Origin of the sequence: Psychromonas sp. KJ10-2 (genome assembly GCF_047323255.1) — a bacterium.
GTDB lineage: Bacteria > Pseudomonadota > Gammaproteobacteria > Enterobacterales > Psychromonadaceae > Psychromonas.
Window position 1 is genome coordinate 1,409,119 of record NZ_CP178827.1, and the last position, 14,951, is coordinate 1,424,069.

A 14,951-nucleotide genomic window follows, 5' to 3' on the forward strand; every position below is an offset into this window, starting at 1 on the left:
AATAACTATAATCATACCGAACTATTCATAAAACTTTTACTTTTAAATCAAGGGGATCAACACATATTGAACAATATGTGCAAGAGAGACTATTTTACATTTACAAGCTGTATATAAAAACAGCCAAAATTGCAGTACTTCTTGAAGATTAGTACAATATATGAGCAGTTTAATATTGACTGTTAATACGCTACATCACATAAAAATTATTGAAAGGTTCAAAATGGCTATAAATATTCGTGGTAATGCAGATAGTAAGAACGGTAGTAATAATAGCTATACAATATGTGGCAGAGGGATAGTCACTCGTGCACAATTAGTTAAAGAGACAATTAACGGCCAACACCCAAATCATCATGTCGTAACGAATAAGAGTGGTAAAAAAGCAATAAGAGCCAACCCTGATAAAACTAAAAATAATAATATAGATAAGTAAGAGACAGATTTGTGGGAAAGGATTCCCTGTTAATCCTTGTTACCCGTTAACGCCTCTATTAGCTTGCGTTTTCCTTCATCATCGAGTTTATCAATCAAACATGCCAACGTAGCGCTCTCTTCAGACTCACAAAAAAATAATTAACGGGTACATTTAATTCTTTAGCCATCTTTTTTAATGTATCTACGTCTGGCATATGGCGACCGGTTTCATAGTGATTCATGCGACCACTTGCTGAACTTGGATCAATCCCTATATTAATGCCTAAATCTTTTTGACTGATTTTCATTTTTTTCTGGCCTGTTTAAGGCGCTCTGTAAAAAAGGATTTAACCTGCACTAGTACATTATCTCTATGAGTTTTATATAAAACTGATTGTCTAGTTTTTACATTGCCATGTATACTTAGGAATTCTAAGTTTATGATTATTTCCGAGGCAGTGCAATGAGCAATAAAGTAGATATGAATGTATTTTTACATTCCCTTTTAGTAACTAAGCAAATGGATAATTTCACTATATCTGAAGCTAAAGAGGCTCTAATAGCTCATCACGTTGAATTTACAGATCCCGTTGAAGCAAGAAAGTTTATATACCGCCAGTTAACCAGAGGTATTGAAAAAGGCTTAATTAATCGTAGTGACAACCCAAATAACAAAATTAGAAAAGTTATTTATTCAAAAACAGAGTTATTTTTTAACTCCACTTTTGTACCAATAAAAAGGGTAAATAAAGCTAAAAAGCTAATTCAACGTAAACAGCGCCAACAAGAAGTAAAAAAACTAAGTTACCAAGATGAGTTACAAAAAGAACTTTTAACCTATGAAATAGACTTAAACACCTTACTCGAAGAGGCTAAGGAATATAAACGACTATCATCTCGTTTTCCTGAGTTACAAGAAAAATTACAAATACATCAATCTCAAGCTAAACAAAGGTCTGTCAAGCTATTAGGAAAAGTACATGCACTACAAAACTTGCTAGGTTATGAAACTACTGGCACGCCAGCATGTTAAGGCAATGGCAGCAGGAATGCTTTCAAGAAGCAAGAAAGCACTATTCGGAGCTTAATAAGCATTTTTTATGCTTAGCTACACCTGGTGCAGGGAAAACTGTTCTCGCGTCTGAAATAGCCGCTTATTTGATAGATAAAGATAAAATAGACTTTGTTATTTGCTTTTCCCCATCAACTGAAATTTCAAATGGGATGAGAAGAACATTTTCTAAGCGATTAAACTGTAACTTTGATGGTGTAATTGGTTCAATAGGTTGCTCATACACGTACCAAAATATGCGCTTCTTTAATGATGACTATTGGAAATTATTGAAAAATAATCGTGTGCTTGTTGTTTTTGATGAAATACACCATTGCGCTGGTTCATCTAACGAAGATACAAATATGTGGGGTGAAGACATCATTAAAAATATCCAAGATAATGCTTCATATACATTAGCGTTAACAGGTACTCCTTGGCGCTCAGACTTACTCCCTATTACATTAGCTACTTACAGCGATCCGGGTAATAAAATTCAATGTAATTACATCTATTCTCTACAGCAAGCCGTTAATGATGGCGTTTGTCGTAACCCTAAAATTGTTTTAATTGATAACGAAGAGATCTCAGTTACAACCCAAGCTCAAGAGACTAGAATATTTAGATCATTAAAAGCTCTTTTAAAAGCACCACTCGTTTCTTATCAAGACTTAATTACACATGATGCTGTCATTCAATATATTTTGGCAAAAGGTTGCCATAAATTATCTGAGATAAGAAGATTAAATCCAGATGCAGGTGGTTTGATTGTCGCTTCATCCGTTGATCACGCCCAAAAAATATTGACGTTACTTACAGAAAAACTACAACAAACCGCAGTTATTGTGACTTATAAAGAACAAAATTCATCGGATAAAATTAAATATTTTCGTTGTAGCAATACGCAATGGATAGTCAGTGTTGGAATGGTATCAGAAGGTACAGACATTCCTAGGCTTCAAGTTTGTTGTCACTTAAGCAGAGTGAAAACAGAACTATATTTTCGACAAGTATTGGGTAGAATTTTGAGGGTTAATAATTCTATGAATCAAGAGGCTTGGTTATTTACCTTTGCTGAAGAAAAGTTAAGTATTTTTGCTAACAGGATAGAGCAAGAGTTACCCGATGCATGCGTGTTAGTTAGAAGCAATGAGGCCACAAGCCGCTTTGATATAGCAGCAAATGCCTATAAAACAACACCGTTATTAGACAACTCACCAACTTCAGTTAATACACCACTCAATGATTTATCATTTCAAGAGAAAAGTAGTAATACACAAATTGTAAATGGAACCTCATCCCCTCCAGCTTATTTAAAAAACTTTGGCGGATTCAGAGAAAAGTTAATTGAAGCATTTACTTCTATTTAGATGAATAAAAGCTTATTTTTCTAAGTCGCTTTCGCCCCCAAAGCGATGTGTGGACTCCACCAACTCTAACAAGTAGCGTAGAGTATCGGTAACTAATCAGGAGATCATATTATGCTTAAATCTAATATTTTCGGGATCGATCTAGCTAAAACAGTACTTCAGGTTTGCCAAATCAGCCAGCACGGAGAATTGGTTATGAATAAAGCCGTTAACCGACAAAAGCTAAAAGAGTTACTCGCTAATGCCAAGCAGTCAATCGTTGCAATTGAAGGCTGCGGTAGTAGTCATTATTGGGGTAGATATGCCGAACAATTTGGTCATGAAGTCAGAATAATTAGTCCGAAAAAAGTAAAAGGTTTCCTTCAAGGCCAAAAAACAGATGCTAACGACGCATTAGCAATTGCTAATGCAGCTTTACAAATTGGTTTAAAATACAGTAAACCTAAAAATGAAGAACAGCAATCACTGCAATCTTTAGAAACTAGTCGAGTATTTCTCTCTAGAAACATCACTTCACTGGGCAATCATATTAGAGCAATGCTGTATGAATACGGCATTACAAGTTCACGAGGGGCATTAGGATTAAAAAAAACAGTTCAAGATACGATTGATGAGCCTAGTTTAATTCCTGCCTGTTTAATTTCTACTTTACGTCAATTGTGGGAACAATATCTGCACTTGAAAATTGAATTTACTAAGCTAGAGAAAGTAAAGAATACATTAGTGAGGCAGTTAAAGCCTTGTAAAAGTTTGATGGATTTAGAAGGTGTTGCTGAAATCTGCTCTGGGATGCTGTATTCAACTATTGGTGATGGAAAACAATTTACAAGTGGTCGTCAAGCTGCCGCCTTTGTTGGTGTTACCCCAAAACAACATAGTTCAGGAGGTAAAACCAATATGACAGGGATTATTAAAAATGGGGGTGTTAAAGAATTGAGATGTGCTCTATACCAAGGAGCGCTTTCATACATATCCAAACTGCCTGAAGAGCCCACAACATTAAAACAAGCGTGGTTAATACAATTGAGAGAACGCTTAGGCATTAGGAGGACCTGTATTGCACTAGCAAATAAAACGGTCAGAACAGCCTGGGCTATCTTAAGATATGAAACTAAATACCAACAACAGTTATTAGTGACAGAATAAAAAAATACGTTAACTCAATAAAATAGCTTTACCCAATTTTACAACAATGATGAAGCATAAACGGTCAGACCAACCTATTAAAACCTGTCTATCTCGGAAGTCATAAAAGACTGTCAAAGCGATGAGGATAATAGGTGCGCAAACATCTTAGGCTAGAGGGTAGCTCTCTCAATAAAAAGCCGTATATACGAATGCATCTTAAATGTTTATGTAAATTAATCGTTGTAAAACAGGTGGAGTCCATATACGAGTTAGGGAAATCATTAATTCCGCTGAGTGTAGTAGCTAAAATTCAATTTGAGTTTATAGGTTTTAGTTAAAATATGACTGTCTCAAAAGCCACCATAGCGGTCATTCGCATCATTCTAAATTCACTTGGTTTTATGATATTACAGCTATGGCGCTTTCGCCCCCATAGCGAGTTAGAAAGCTAGTTCACAAACTTCCCCAACACTTAGAACCAAAGTTAATTATTAAAAAGCAAAATGAAATACCTGCACCTCTGCCTTCTTTTACTATCATTCTATTTCTCTTGTTGAACCATATACATTGAAAGTAGTGTTAGGCTTTAATTTACATATTTACAATCAGTAGTATTATTGGTGGTTCTTTGATTTAACCTATATACGGAATTCCACATGTCAATCGTTCCCTTTTATCGTTTCCGATCCATAAAAAACCTTTTCGGAGAAAGAAGTGAGCTTGAAAGGCAATCTATCTTCTTTGCCCCACCACACTTACTTAATGACCCCATGGAAGGCTTTAAGGACATTTACTGGCAAGGCGATGAAATTGTATGGACGAACCTTTTTAATCACTACCTATTGTGCCTGATGAAATGGAGCATTGAGTTTAATATAATTGGTGATGATTTTGACTTAGAAGAACACTTCGATGCATGTGTGACTGTTGACGATCTGCACGAAAATTTCCAAGTAGAGTTTTCAGTTATCTCTGAGAGGTTTATTGGCGGAGAATACCTCAAAAACCTTATAAGTGGGATATCTATTCACAGAGGGAAAGTTGAGAATAGTGAGCTTCAATGTTACTTGAGGATTATTCACCCCTTTGCACTATATTGCATCTATGAAAGACTAGAGGAAATATCTGCCGTACCAGAGAATTCATTTAAAAATATAGATTTTTCATCCCTGAAGAAAATCAATGATGGGTACTTTGTTGCTCTTGAAAAGTTAGAAGCTGAATACGGAGAAGATAAAGTACGTGCATTTCAGAACTCAAACACCTTCTTATTCGAGCAAAGTAATCTAGCTCTTGCTTTATCAAGTGGCATGTCAAAATTTAGTCGCAGCCTATTTACGACTGCGTTTACTAGTTTATACGTTCAAAAACTGGAACAGTTGATGTTCCCAGGTTGGTTTACAGCATGTTTTATGAGCGAATGCAGTAATTCATCTGTTTGGGGTAATTACGGAAAGAATCATACTGGTGTCTGTATGGTTTTTGCGGCTGAAGTCGATAGTGATGGAAATAGCCACCTTTCCCTAGATGGATCTATTCATGGATGGGGTAAAACAGGAGCTATTAAAGGTAAATCGTCATTTAAGTTTTATCCAATTAAATATGAGCATAAGTACAAATCAATCAATTTCTTTGAGTCTATAGCTCGACTTCCAGAGCCTTCTAAATACAAGAGTTGGTTTTCATGGGATGGTGTAGTTAGCTCGCTAGCCCAGATCTACACTGATGATTGGAGGCAACAGTATTGGGATAACTTTTACAATTCAGTAACAAAAAAACAAAGACTGGGAATACGAGAATGAGCATAGGTTATTGATATGTAATATGCTCGGCAGTTACTCACAAACAGATACTACCCTCCGATATGATTTTAAAGCGTTGAAAGGGATTATTTTCGGTATCAATACATCTGATGAAGACAAAATCCAGATTATTAAGGTGATAAAGAATAAAGTTAAAGAAAATGACCATTATAACTTTAAATTCTATCAGGCATATTATTGTCGAAATAGTGGAGAAATTAAGCACTATGAAATGTCTTCTATTCGATTTAAACCGTCTATGTTGGGTTAACTCGGAAAATAATTTAAAGTTTGCCATACCTGAGTTAATCCATTTTTACTAATTTAGCAAACCACCTAATACTGAAATGTCCATTTTCAATTTACGTGCTAAATTACTTTGCATAATTATTCAATCAGGCGAGTTTGTATATAAATACCATTTTTACACCGTATGGGAGTTAGCGAGCTAGAATGAAAACGTACAAACAGGTAAATATGCGCCATGTCTATGGCGCTTTGTGCTCCATAGCGAGATAGCAAAGTAACTTATTAATGTCCGCAATAGGCTCTGAGGAGCCGTAAATAATTAAACTTACGGCAGAAAATCCAACAAAGTAGACATTACTACACGTCGCTTTCCCCTCATAGTGCACGATGAACATGTAGCTGATACTTATTAGCCAAACAACTTAGCTAAATATTCTTTCCTTTCTATATCTTCAATCTTTATTTTTACAATTAAATAAGTTAAGACCGAAAGCTCGTTTTACATTATTTAACACTTGATTCGACTCTTCTTGAGATTGTTGGCTACCAATTCGAAGAATGTCTATTAATTGCGCTTTATCAGACATGAATAATTCCCTACGTTCTCTAATTGGTTTCAATAAATCTTGTAAGCAATCCTCTAAAATTTTTTTGGTTGTGCCGTCACCTAGCCCCCTTTTTGGTATTTAACCTTCAACTCATTGATATACGATGGAACAGGATGAAATGCATCTAAGTAAGTAAAAACAACATTACCACTAATTTGACCAGGGTCTTCTACGTTTAAATGCTTAGGGTCGGTATACATAGATTTTACTGCTTTCGAGATGTCTTTTTCACTAGAACTCAAAAGAATACTATTGCCCACAGATTTAGACATTTTACTTCTACCATCAGAACTCGGCAAACGAGGTACTTTACTTAATAATGGTCGACACTCCACAAGAATATCTTCCTGCGCGATATGATTTAATTTTCTTACAATCTCATTTGTTTGTTCGATCATTGGTAGTTGATCATCACCAACAGGAATTAACGTTGCTCTAAACGCAGTAATATCTGCCGCTTGGCTAATCGGATAGGTTAAAAAACCTGCTGGAATCGAACTGCCGAATGATTTAGTCACGATTTCATTTTTTACTGTTGGATTTCTCTGTAATCTAGCAACAGAAACTAAGTTTGAGTAATACATGGTTAATTCAGATAGAGCTGGAATGGCGGATTGTAGACAAATAGTTGTTTTTAAAGGATCAATACCAACCGCCAAATAATCAGCAACTACATTTAAAATATTAGAAGATACTTTGTGTGGATCATGGCCGTTATCAGTTAGCCCCTGTAAATCGGCAACTAAAATAGTTTGCTCATGCTCATGTTGCAATTCAACTCGCTGTTGAAGGGACCCAACAAAATGCCCTAGATGAAGTTGGCCAGTAGCTCTATCGCCTGTTAATATTTTTTCTTTTGTATTGGTGTATATAGGGTTGTGCATAATATGACTCCTGATTAATATTGCTATCGGAGACATAAGCTATGCTATTCATAAACGGTCTTCCGACAGCTTTGAATAGATATGATTCATCGCCGCTCTATAAAATAGAACGCCACCATGAAATTGAAATGAAGCTAAGTGCATTGTTTGTTTGCATTATTTGAGACTATCATTTAAGAAAAAAGATTCAATTTAATTTAAAATAGCAACAAAACACCCATTAGTAATCTTCGAATCGCTATTCCATTTTCACCTTTTAAGCAATAGTGATCTTCCGTCAAATTTGTAGACATCTTATATTTAGAAACTGAAATTTAAAGAGAGATGTTATGAATAATAATAAATACCCCTAAGAATTCAAAGATGAAGCTGTTAGACAAGTAATAAATAAAGGTTATTCAGTTCCTGATGTTGCCAAGCGTTTAGGTATTTCTGATAAATCCCTCTATTACTGGGTCAAAAAAGCAAAAGTTCCACCAACTAAATCAGCCGAGCAGGATGAAATTAAAAAGCTTAAAGCCGAGCTCAAGCGGGTAACCGAAGAAAGGAATATTTTAAAGGAAGCCGCCGCGTTCTTTGCAAGCGAGTCAAGGAAAGATACGCGTTCATAAAAACCAGGCTCAATGTCTATCGCGTTAAATCGATGTGTTTAGCGCTTAATGTTCATCGCAGTGGCTTCTATGCTTGGCTTAAACACCCAGAATCTAAGCAGAAGCAAGAGAACAAACGCCTTCTAGTACGAATTAAAGAAGCATATGCAGAAAGTGAAGGAGTATATGGAAGCCCTAGAATAACACATGAGCTTCGTCGACTTGGTGAAACCTGTGGAGAAAATCGCGTTGCTCGATTAATGAAACACAATAAGTTAAAAGCCAACATTGGCTATAAGCGTCGTTTCTTTAAGTCATCGGTACCATCACTCATTGCAGATAATCATTTACAGCAACAATTCGTTGTATGTGAGCCTGATACAGCTTGGGTTGCAGATATTACCTACATAAAAACGTATGAGGGTTGGTTATATTTAGCGGTTGTTTTAGATCTATTCTCTCGAAAAATTATTGGTTGGTCTATGCAAGCTAACATGGGTAAAGATATCGTAATTAAAGCGTTGTTGATGGCGGTTTGGAGGCGAAGTCCTAAACAAAAAGTGATCGTTCATAGTGATCAAGGAAGCCAATATGGTAGTGGTGATTATCGTGACTTTTTAACATCGAATAATCTGGTGCCAAGTATGAGTCGTCGAGGTCATTGTTTGGATAATGCAGTAGTAGAAAGTTTTTTCATTCACTAAAAACGGAAAGAGTTAAGCGAAAAATCTACGAGGATCGTAATACGGCTCGAGCAGACTTGTTCAATTATATTGAGATGTTTTACAATCGGAAGCGATTACATAGCCACCTTGGCCATGTGTCTCCTGATGAGTATGAAAAAAGGTACTTAATCGAGAATTAATGTGTCTACAAAGTCGGGGGAAGATCACGTGATTGATAGATTCATAATAAGATTTAACGTCCGTTCTAAATACAAAGGTATTACGTGGTATTTCATCTTGGATTAAAGTCACGGTTTGTTTGCTTCCACCATGCCCTTTTAAGTGCGTACACAGTAGTTAAGAGGGTAAATAACGTCGTAGCACCCATGATAAGAGTTTTAATACCAAACTGATGTACATAGGTGAATAAAACTCCCGTTTGATTTGGTTACTTTTTGCAGTGGTTGAAAATTAAACCGATTAGATGTTAAATCATCAATGAGTTTGGGTTTAATGGTATTCCAATGAAAACGACAATCCCACACATCACTATTAGACATATATTATCGAAGCCATGTTTGAAATATTATAATTTAGTTTATCACCAGTAACTTACGGTCAAATCCCATCCATATTCAATAATAATAAATCTTAAAGAATAAGTACAATTAGATATGAGCACTATAAAAAACATTAACTAAATATTTGCAATTTCTAACACTTAGATATGCAACTCTTTGCTCTAATTCTGTATTATCTAGGACACAATCTGCTCTAAGGCTAATTAGAAAATATCATATGAACAAACAAGCTTCTTCATACATGACTCCACATCGAAAAATATTACCCTACCAATGAGAATTCTCTACCTGTAAGCGTATCTTCTGGATCAATTGCATTAGGGTTATAGGATGAGTTTTTACTGACTTCATAGATTTTAATATCTTTAATATCTTGCTTGAAAGGATTTTCAATCGTTGTTTTTTGCTGACTGAATGAATTGCTACCAGATGGGTAAAGTTTATCAAAAGCAAAAATAAAGTGTTTATTTTCAAGATACTCCTTACAAATCAACGCTTGTTTTAAAGCTTCTGTCAGTAGGTGTTTTAACGCTCTATTTTCTCCCTTACAAGCTGAAAAAATGGCTAATGTACTATATTTTTCCTCAAGTTTAGGTGGCTCATCAAACGGCATATTTTTAGCTAACCCCATTAAATATTGACGAAAGTATCTGCTGTTATTTTTTAGGCTAAAGTATTCAAGCCTTCTTTTCTAATTAATCTAGAAGCCCACTGTGGTTCTTCAGCGATTCTTTCAGCCCATGGCATCCCTACCAAGACAATAGGTACTTTAGCTCCCTCACTAATAAACTTTAATCCATTAGCTATTAACTGACGCTCTTGCACGCTCTTAAATTCTATTAACTCTTGAAATTCATTAATAATGAGTAACTCTACTTGAGCTTTTATTAAACTTTCTACTAATTTTTTGGTTAAGTCTGTTTTATATCCTCTCTTCTTTATTTGACTACTACCAAATAGCTCAAGATCAGCTAACATTTGAATTAAAGTGGCTTCTAGCCCCTTACCTCTTGATATACGGCTCACTAAAACAGGTATTGTACTTCTGCTATAATTTTGAGTAGCTAATACTCTCTTTTTATAATGGTTAATAAGGTGGCTTTTACCTACTCCAGTGTCACCAATTAAGAGCATACACTGTTGATCTGATTGAAATTTGCGGTTAAACCTTAACTCATCAAAGTCATTAAAGATCGTTTTTATTTTTGGATGAACAACAATACAATCGCTAAAATCACGTAACTGCTGAATCTGTGGTTCAGTTAAGTTATTCATTCAAATGCCTCTACCTCATCATCCCAATCATCTAATAAATATTTAATATTACTTATTTTCGGTTGTTTGGTTTCTTTCTCTAAACACTTAATACTTCCAATTCCTGTATTACTGACATCAGCTATTTGAGCCTGTTTTTTAACAGCTGTTAACTTCGCTTTAGTTTTTGATGTAAGAAATGCTTCTTGTTCCTGTTTTACTCGCTCATGGATAGCCATTCGAGCTCTCGCTAAACCAACGCTATCTTTACTTTCTCGTATAATTTCCCGATTTATTTTTTTAATTGCTTTATGCTCATAAATACTTAACCCCTTTGTATAATCAGAAGGGTCTGTACAGGGTACCTTTAAATAACCATTTAACTCTTCTAAATAAACATAAATATATGAAATATCATCAGGGTCAATCTTGATGATTTTTTTTACTGTTTGTTTTGTTTGTGGGTATTGTTTACGATAATCAGATAATGCAGTTGAGTCATACATTAACTCTTCAAATTTAAATCCATTTCTCGTTAATGTTCTTTCATCTGATATGTTCATTAAAATAGCAAAACGCTCTTCGTCTTGTTCACTCATTTTGAGGGAGGATAGATTTCAAAGCCTCTTCTCCATTGCTTGATAGGAATACGAGTATCTCGGGAGTCACTGTCTTGATGATAAATATCAACAACCCAACGATGAAACTCTTCAACAAACGTTGAAAACCTCATAATTGCATCTTTCTTTGGATTATATTCTTCTTTTTCAAGAATATTTGAAAAAGTCTTACCGAGTAACTCAGATAAAAAGTATTGATTAATCATTCCAAAAAACCTTTCAACAAAAGGTTTTAACCAGGGTTTACGCACAGGGTTGTATTGAATATTGATGCCTGTAGCTTGACATGCATGCTCTAGGCTTTTTGACCAAAACTCTGCTCCGTTATCTACAACTAAGCTTTCAAATTTTCCATAGCAGGGCCATTCATTTTGCAGCTTAATATTTAAGTGGTCTAATTTTTTTGGTTTGATTGCATGTGAAATAGCCTTTGCTGCAGACACATAAGATGGCGCTTTATAGCTTAGGTGAAACCCTAAAATACAACTACTAAACACATCAACGACTAATGTTAAGTAAGGTCGTCCAATCGGAATCATTAACTCATCATCCAGTAAAATCAAATCAAGTGGAGTATGATCTATTTCTACCCGCTCTAATATACGTGTAGGCGGTATATGAGATGAGCAATAAGCAAACCATTGATCAGCTTTGAATTTACCATGTCGAGCAATGGCTGTCGGATAAGGGGAAGTGATTTAATTCGTTTATTAAACGCGTTATAAGAAACAGTTGGAATTTTTCCATCAACAATATTTTCATTCGCAATAATAATAAGATCTTTATAATATTGGTAAGCTATAGATATTTTAGGTCTTTTGGCATCTAGAAAGCGCTCTAACGCTTTATTAAAAAACGAGCTATCACCATCTACACGTTTTGTTCTGTTGCCCATTTTATGATTTCCAGCGACCAATGAAGCAACATCGCCATCACTTTCTATATATTTTTTACGCCAGCGAACAACCGTCCGCCAATTAGGCCTTATTGAATTGTCTTTAACAAATAACTTATCCAATATTGGATCTATATTTTTTTGAGTCCATCCGCCAGGGTTTTGTTTGTCTATAATGCTTATAAGCTTATATTTATCAAACGCTTTATCTTTCAAGAAATTAGAAAAGGTATCTAAATCTCTTTTAACCAGGTTTGCATCTTCTAATTTAATATACTGAGGTGGGGTATCGGGCTTGATGGGTATTAACTCTTCCGAAAATTCATCAAAAAAATCACTCATACTGAAAACCATAACTTAGGATTATTAGTTAAATCATCATTGTTTAAATCTGCTTTTAAAAAACCTTTATGAAGCAAAGCATAAAGGAAAGATCGGGCCTCACCTGTTGATAAGTTAAATTCCGAAGATATGTCGTTAAGCTTTACCACACCTGAGTTTTTTATTGTTTTAAGCAACTCTTTTTGGATAGCACTTATCCCATAAATACCAGAATAACGATGTAAAAGTTTTAAGTTATTCAAAACAGGATTAACACGGATTTGTTTATCTGTAACTAAAATAAGATCACATCCCAATGCCAATGAAGCTTCTCTTCTAGCTACAAATTTCTCTCTGAATATAGGAGATGAAATTTTACTGTATGGTTTGTATTCATGAAATATTTCTACACCATCAAAATATTCAATTAGTGTATCTGGAGTGTAAGGAAGTGTTTTCCCTCTAAATTGATATTTAAAGCCTTGAGGTTGGCTTCCATAACTTTTAATTGCATCATTATATTCATGATGAAAACAGGCATCGAACTCCAGTGTACTTTCACACATAATCACATCACTAATTTTTGTACTAGCAAATTTAAATACATTTTTATTCGGTGAAGGCTTACGTAAATTTCGTATATACATAAAACAAACCTGATTATTTTTTGTACAATAAAGTATATACTAGTTTAAAAATAAAACAATTTGTCAGACTATGATTGTGATTCACAATAATCCATTGATTTATAAACCTATTTTTTTGTAGTTTAATTACATTATTATTTTTTATGTCAATGTATAGTTTAAAATTGTCAAAGTATGGTTGTTTTATGTCAAAGTATGGTTGTAGCGACAACAAAAAACCATTAAATATCAACAATTTAACCTAGCCCCCAATCGCCTGTTTGACGTATACGTCAAAACGATTTTTCTTTGTCTTAATACTCATGGAAGGTTTTTTATCGTTTAGGAATGGGGCGTAATCTGGGCGCTTTACCACGACTCTATATTTCGCGGCATTTAATGCAACATCTAATAAATCATCGGCATCGAGATCGGCTCCTACCACACCTTGGAATACACGCATCTCTTTTTTTACTAATGCGGATTTCTTTTTATGCGGGAACATTGGGTCTAAATACACAACATCAGCTTGATGCTGTTGCAGATAATCATAGCCACTGGCATGGGTTAAGCGCATGCGTTGTTGCATCCAATCACCGATTTCAGCATCTAAATAAGCACGCTCTAGGCCATCTTCTAATAATGCGGCGGCAACAGGGGAACGTTCTACCATATCGACGTAACAACCTAGTGAGGCTAAGACAAAGGCGTCTCGACCTAAACCTGCTGTTGCATCAATAACATGTAATTCTACGCCGGCTTTCATTCCCACAGCTTTAGCGATCGATTGGCCTTTACCACCACCAAACTTTCGGCGGTGTGCGACGGCACCAGAAGCAAAATCAACAAACACTAAACCTTGTTGTTTATCATCTAGTTGTTCTAGCGCTAAATGTTCAGGTAACAGGCGTAATTGAAACTGTTCACTTTTTTGAGCGGTAAAGCCCCATTTCTCGCGTAATTTTTTAGCTTTTGGCGCTAGAATATTTTCATTACAAACTAATGCGATATTCATTACATATCCTCGGTTAATGAAGTGGATAATAATGCCATCATATCTATCGGCATAGGCTTACCTAAGTGGTAACCCTGCGCAAAATCGACACCAATTTCATTTAACTTTTCAATTATCGCTTCGTTTTCTACATATTCTGCAATGGTCTTTTTACCAAACAGATGGCTTAGTTCATGGATTGTTTTCACAATACCAAAGTCTTGCTCGTCGGTGGCCATATCTTTTACAAACACACCGTCAATTTTTAAGTAATCAACATTAAGTCGTTTTAAGTAACCAAATGACGATAACCCAGTACCAAAGTCGTCTAGGGCTAATTGGCACCCCAGCTGTTTTAATGAGTTAATTAATTTAGAAGCATTACTGAAGTTACCAATGGCGACGGTTTCGGTTATCTCAAAACATAACTTCTCAAGTGGTAACGATGAGTGCATTAACAGCTCTACCAGATCTTCAATAAACTGCGGGTCACCTAATGACTGACCAGACAAATTAATAGAGCACATATTGAGTTGTAACACATGCTCTGGGTGATTTTTCAGCCAGTTTAAGGTCTTAGTGATGATGATCATATCTATCTTATCCGCAAGATTATAACTTTCTGCGATTGGGATAAATTTAGCAGGCGGCGCTAGCTCACCGTTTTCATCAATCATGCGGGTTAAGATTTCGTAATGTAGGTAGTTTTCATCGCCATTAACAGGTTTTATAATTTGTGCGTACAAGCAGAAACGTGTTTCATCACGCAGTGCATCTTGTACTTTATTCACCCATACCACTTCTTCTCGGCGTAACTCTTCTTGGATGTCTTCTTCGTAGATATGAATGCGGTTTCGACCTGACTGCTTAGCCGTATAACACGCACTATCCACACA

At 35.4% G+C, this 14,951-nt stretch carries 14 protein-coding genes and 2 pseudogenes; 6 read left to right on the forward strand and 10 right to left on the reverse strand.

Annotation, left to right across the window (positions count from 1 at the left end; genetic code table 11):
- The first annotated feature begins 223 nt into the window (after nt 1–223).
- Nucleotides 224–436, forward strand: a complete 213-nt coding sequence (locus ACLKL2_RS06785) for a DUF3892 domain-containing protein (RefSeq protein ID WP_413693833.1) — start codon at nt 224–226, stop codon at nt 434–436.
- Between the two features lie 94 nt (nt 437–530).
- On the opposite strand, the gene ACLKL2_RS06790 is transcribed toward ACLKL2_RS06785, so the two are convergent.
- Entirely contained in the window at nt 531–725 is a 195-nt protein-coding gene (locus ACLKL2_RS06790) for a helix-turn-helix domain-containing protein (RefSeq protein WP_413693834.1), read from the reverse strand.
- 155 nt (nt 726–880) lie between these two features.
- Between ACLKL2_RS06790 and ACLKL2_RS06795 the strand changes: the two genes are divergently transcribed.
- The 4 genes from ACLKL2_RS06795 to ACLKL2_RS06810 all read left to right on the forward strand — a co-directional run bounded on the left by ACLKL2_RS06795 (nt 881) and on the right by ACLKL2_RS06810 (nt 5,768).
- The gene (locus ACLKL2_RS06795; RefSeq protein WP_413693835.1) at nt 881–1,450 is read left to right on the forward strand and encodes a hypothetical protein; all 570 of its coding nucleotides are present in this window, start codon (nt 881–883) and stop codon (nt 1,448–1,450) included.
- A complete protein-coding gene (locus ACLKL2_RS06800) occupies nt 1,444–2,838 on the forward strand; it encodes a DEAD/DEAH box helicase (RefSeq protein WP_413693836.1) in 1,395 nt (464 codons plus the stop codon). Before ACLKL2_RS06795 ends, ACLKL2_RS06800 begins: the two co-directional genes overlap by 7 nt.
- A 111-nt stretch (nt 2,839–2,949) precedes the next feature.
- Entirely contained in the window at nt 2,950–3,984 is a 1,035-nt protein-coding gene (locus ACLKL2_RS06805; RefSeq protein WP_413693837.1) for an IS110 family transposase, read from the forward strand.
- A gap of 638 nt (nt 3,985–4,622) precedes the next feature.
- Nucleotides 4,623–5,768 (forward strand): hypothetical protein, encoded by a 1,146-nt coding sequence (locus ACLKL2_RS06810; protein WP_413693838.1) that lies wholly within the window; start codon nt 4,623–4,625, stop codon nt 5,766–5,768.
- 701 nt (nt 5,769–6,469) lie between these two features.
- Here the strand turns inward: ACLKL2_RS06810 and trpS are convergent.
- Nucleotides 6,470–7,509 (reverse strand): annotated as a pseudogene (gene trpS, locus ACLKL2_RS06815) (tryptophan--tRNA ligase).
- A 383-nt stretch (nt 7,510–7,892) separates the two neighbouring features.
- On the opposite strand from trpS, the pseudogene ACLKL2_RS06820 reads away from it, so the two are divergent.
- A pseudogene (locus ACLKL2_RS06820) lies at nt 7,893–8,964 on the forward strand (IS3 family transposase).
- Between the two features lie 643 nt (nt 8,965–9,607).
- On the opposite strand, the gene ACLKL2_RS06825 reads toward ACLKL2_RS06820, so the two are convergent.
- From ACLKL2_RS06825 to ACLKL2_RS06860, 8 genes are all read right to left on the reverse strand, one after another.
- Nucleotides 9,608–9,976, reverse strand: a complete 369-nt coding sequence (locus ACLKL2_RS06825) for a hypothetical protein (RefSeq protein WP_413693839.1) — start codon at nt 9,974–9,976, stop codon at nt 9,608–9,610.
- A gap of 32 nt (nt 9,977–10,008) precedes the next feature.
- A complete protein-coding gene (locus ACLKL2_RS06830; RefSeq protein WP_413693840.1) occupies nt 10,009–10,620 on the reverse strand; it encodes a TniB family NTP-binding protein in 612 nt (203 codons plus the stop codon).
- On the reverse strand, nt 10,617–11,198 hold the full coding sequence (locus tag ACLKL2_RS06835; RefSeq protein ID WP_413693841.1) for a Mu transposase C-terminal domain-containing protein: 582 nt from the start codon (nt 11,196–11,198) through the stop codon (nt 10,617–10,619). Before ACLKL2_RS06835 ends, ACLKL2_RS06830 begins: the two co-directional genes overlap by 4 nt.
- Nucleotides 11,195–11,662, reverse strand: coding sequence for a hypothetical protein (locus tag ACLKL2_RS06840; protein ID WP_413693842.1), 468 nt, complete (start codon nt 11,660–11,662; stop codon nt 11,195–11,197). The genes ACLKL2_RS06835 and ACLKL2_RS06840 overlap by 4 nt, the downstream gene beginning before the upstream one ends.
- A 152-nt stretch (nt 11,663–11,814) precedes the next feature.
- Nucleotides 11,815–12,456: a hypothetical protein gene (locus tag ACLKL2_RS06845; protein WP_413693843.1), complete on the reverse strand. Its 642-nt coding sequence runs from the start codon at nt 12,454–12,456 to the stop codon at nt 11,815–11,817.
- Nucleotides 12,453–13,082, reverse strand: coding sequence for a TnsA endonuclease N-terminal domain-containing protein (locus tag ACLKL2_RS06850; protein WP_413693844.1), 630 nt, complete (start codon nt 13,080–13,082; stop codon nt 12,453–12,455). The genes ACLKL2_RS06845 and ACLKL2_RS06850 overlap by 4 nt, the downstream gene beginning before the upstream one ends.
- Before the next feature lie 241 nt (nt 13,083–13,323).
- Nucleotides 13,324–14,076, reverse strand: coding sequence for a class I SAM-dependent methyltransferase (locus ACLKL2_RS06855; protein ID WP_413693845.1), 753 nt, complete (start codon nt 14,074–14,076; stop codon nt 13,324–13,326).
- The gene (locus ACLKL2_RS06860; protein WP_413694273.1) at nt 14,076–14,948 is read right to left on the reverse strand and encodes an EAL domain-containing protein; all 873 of its coding nucleotides are present in this window, start codon (nt 14,946–14,948) and stop codon (nt 14,076–14,078) included. Before ACLKL2_RS06860 ends, ACLKL2_RS06855 begins: the two co-directional genes overlap by 1 nt.
- Nucleotides 14,949–14,951 lie beyond the last annotated feature (3 nt).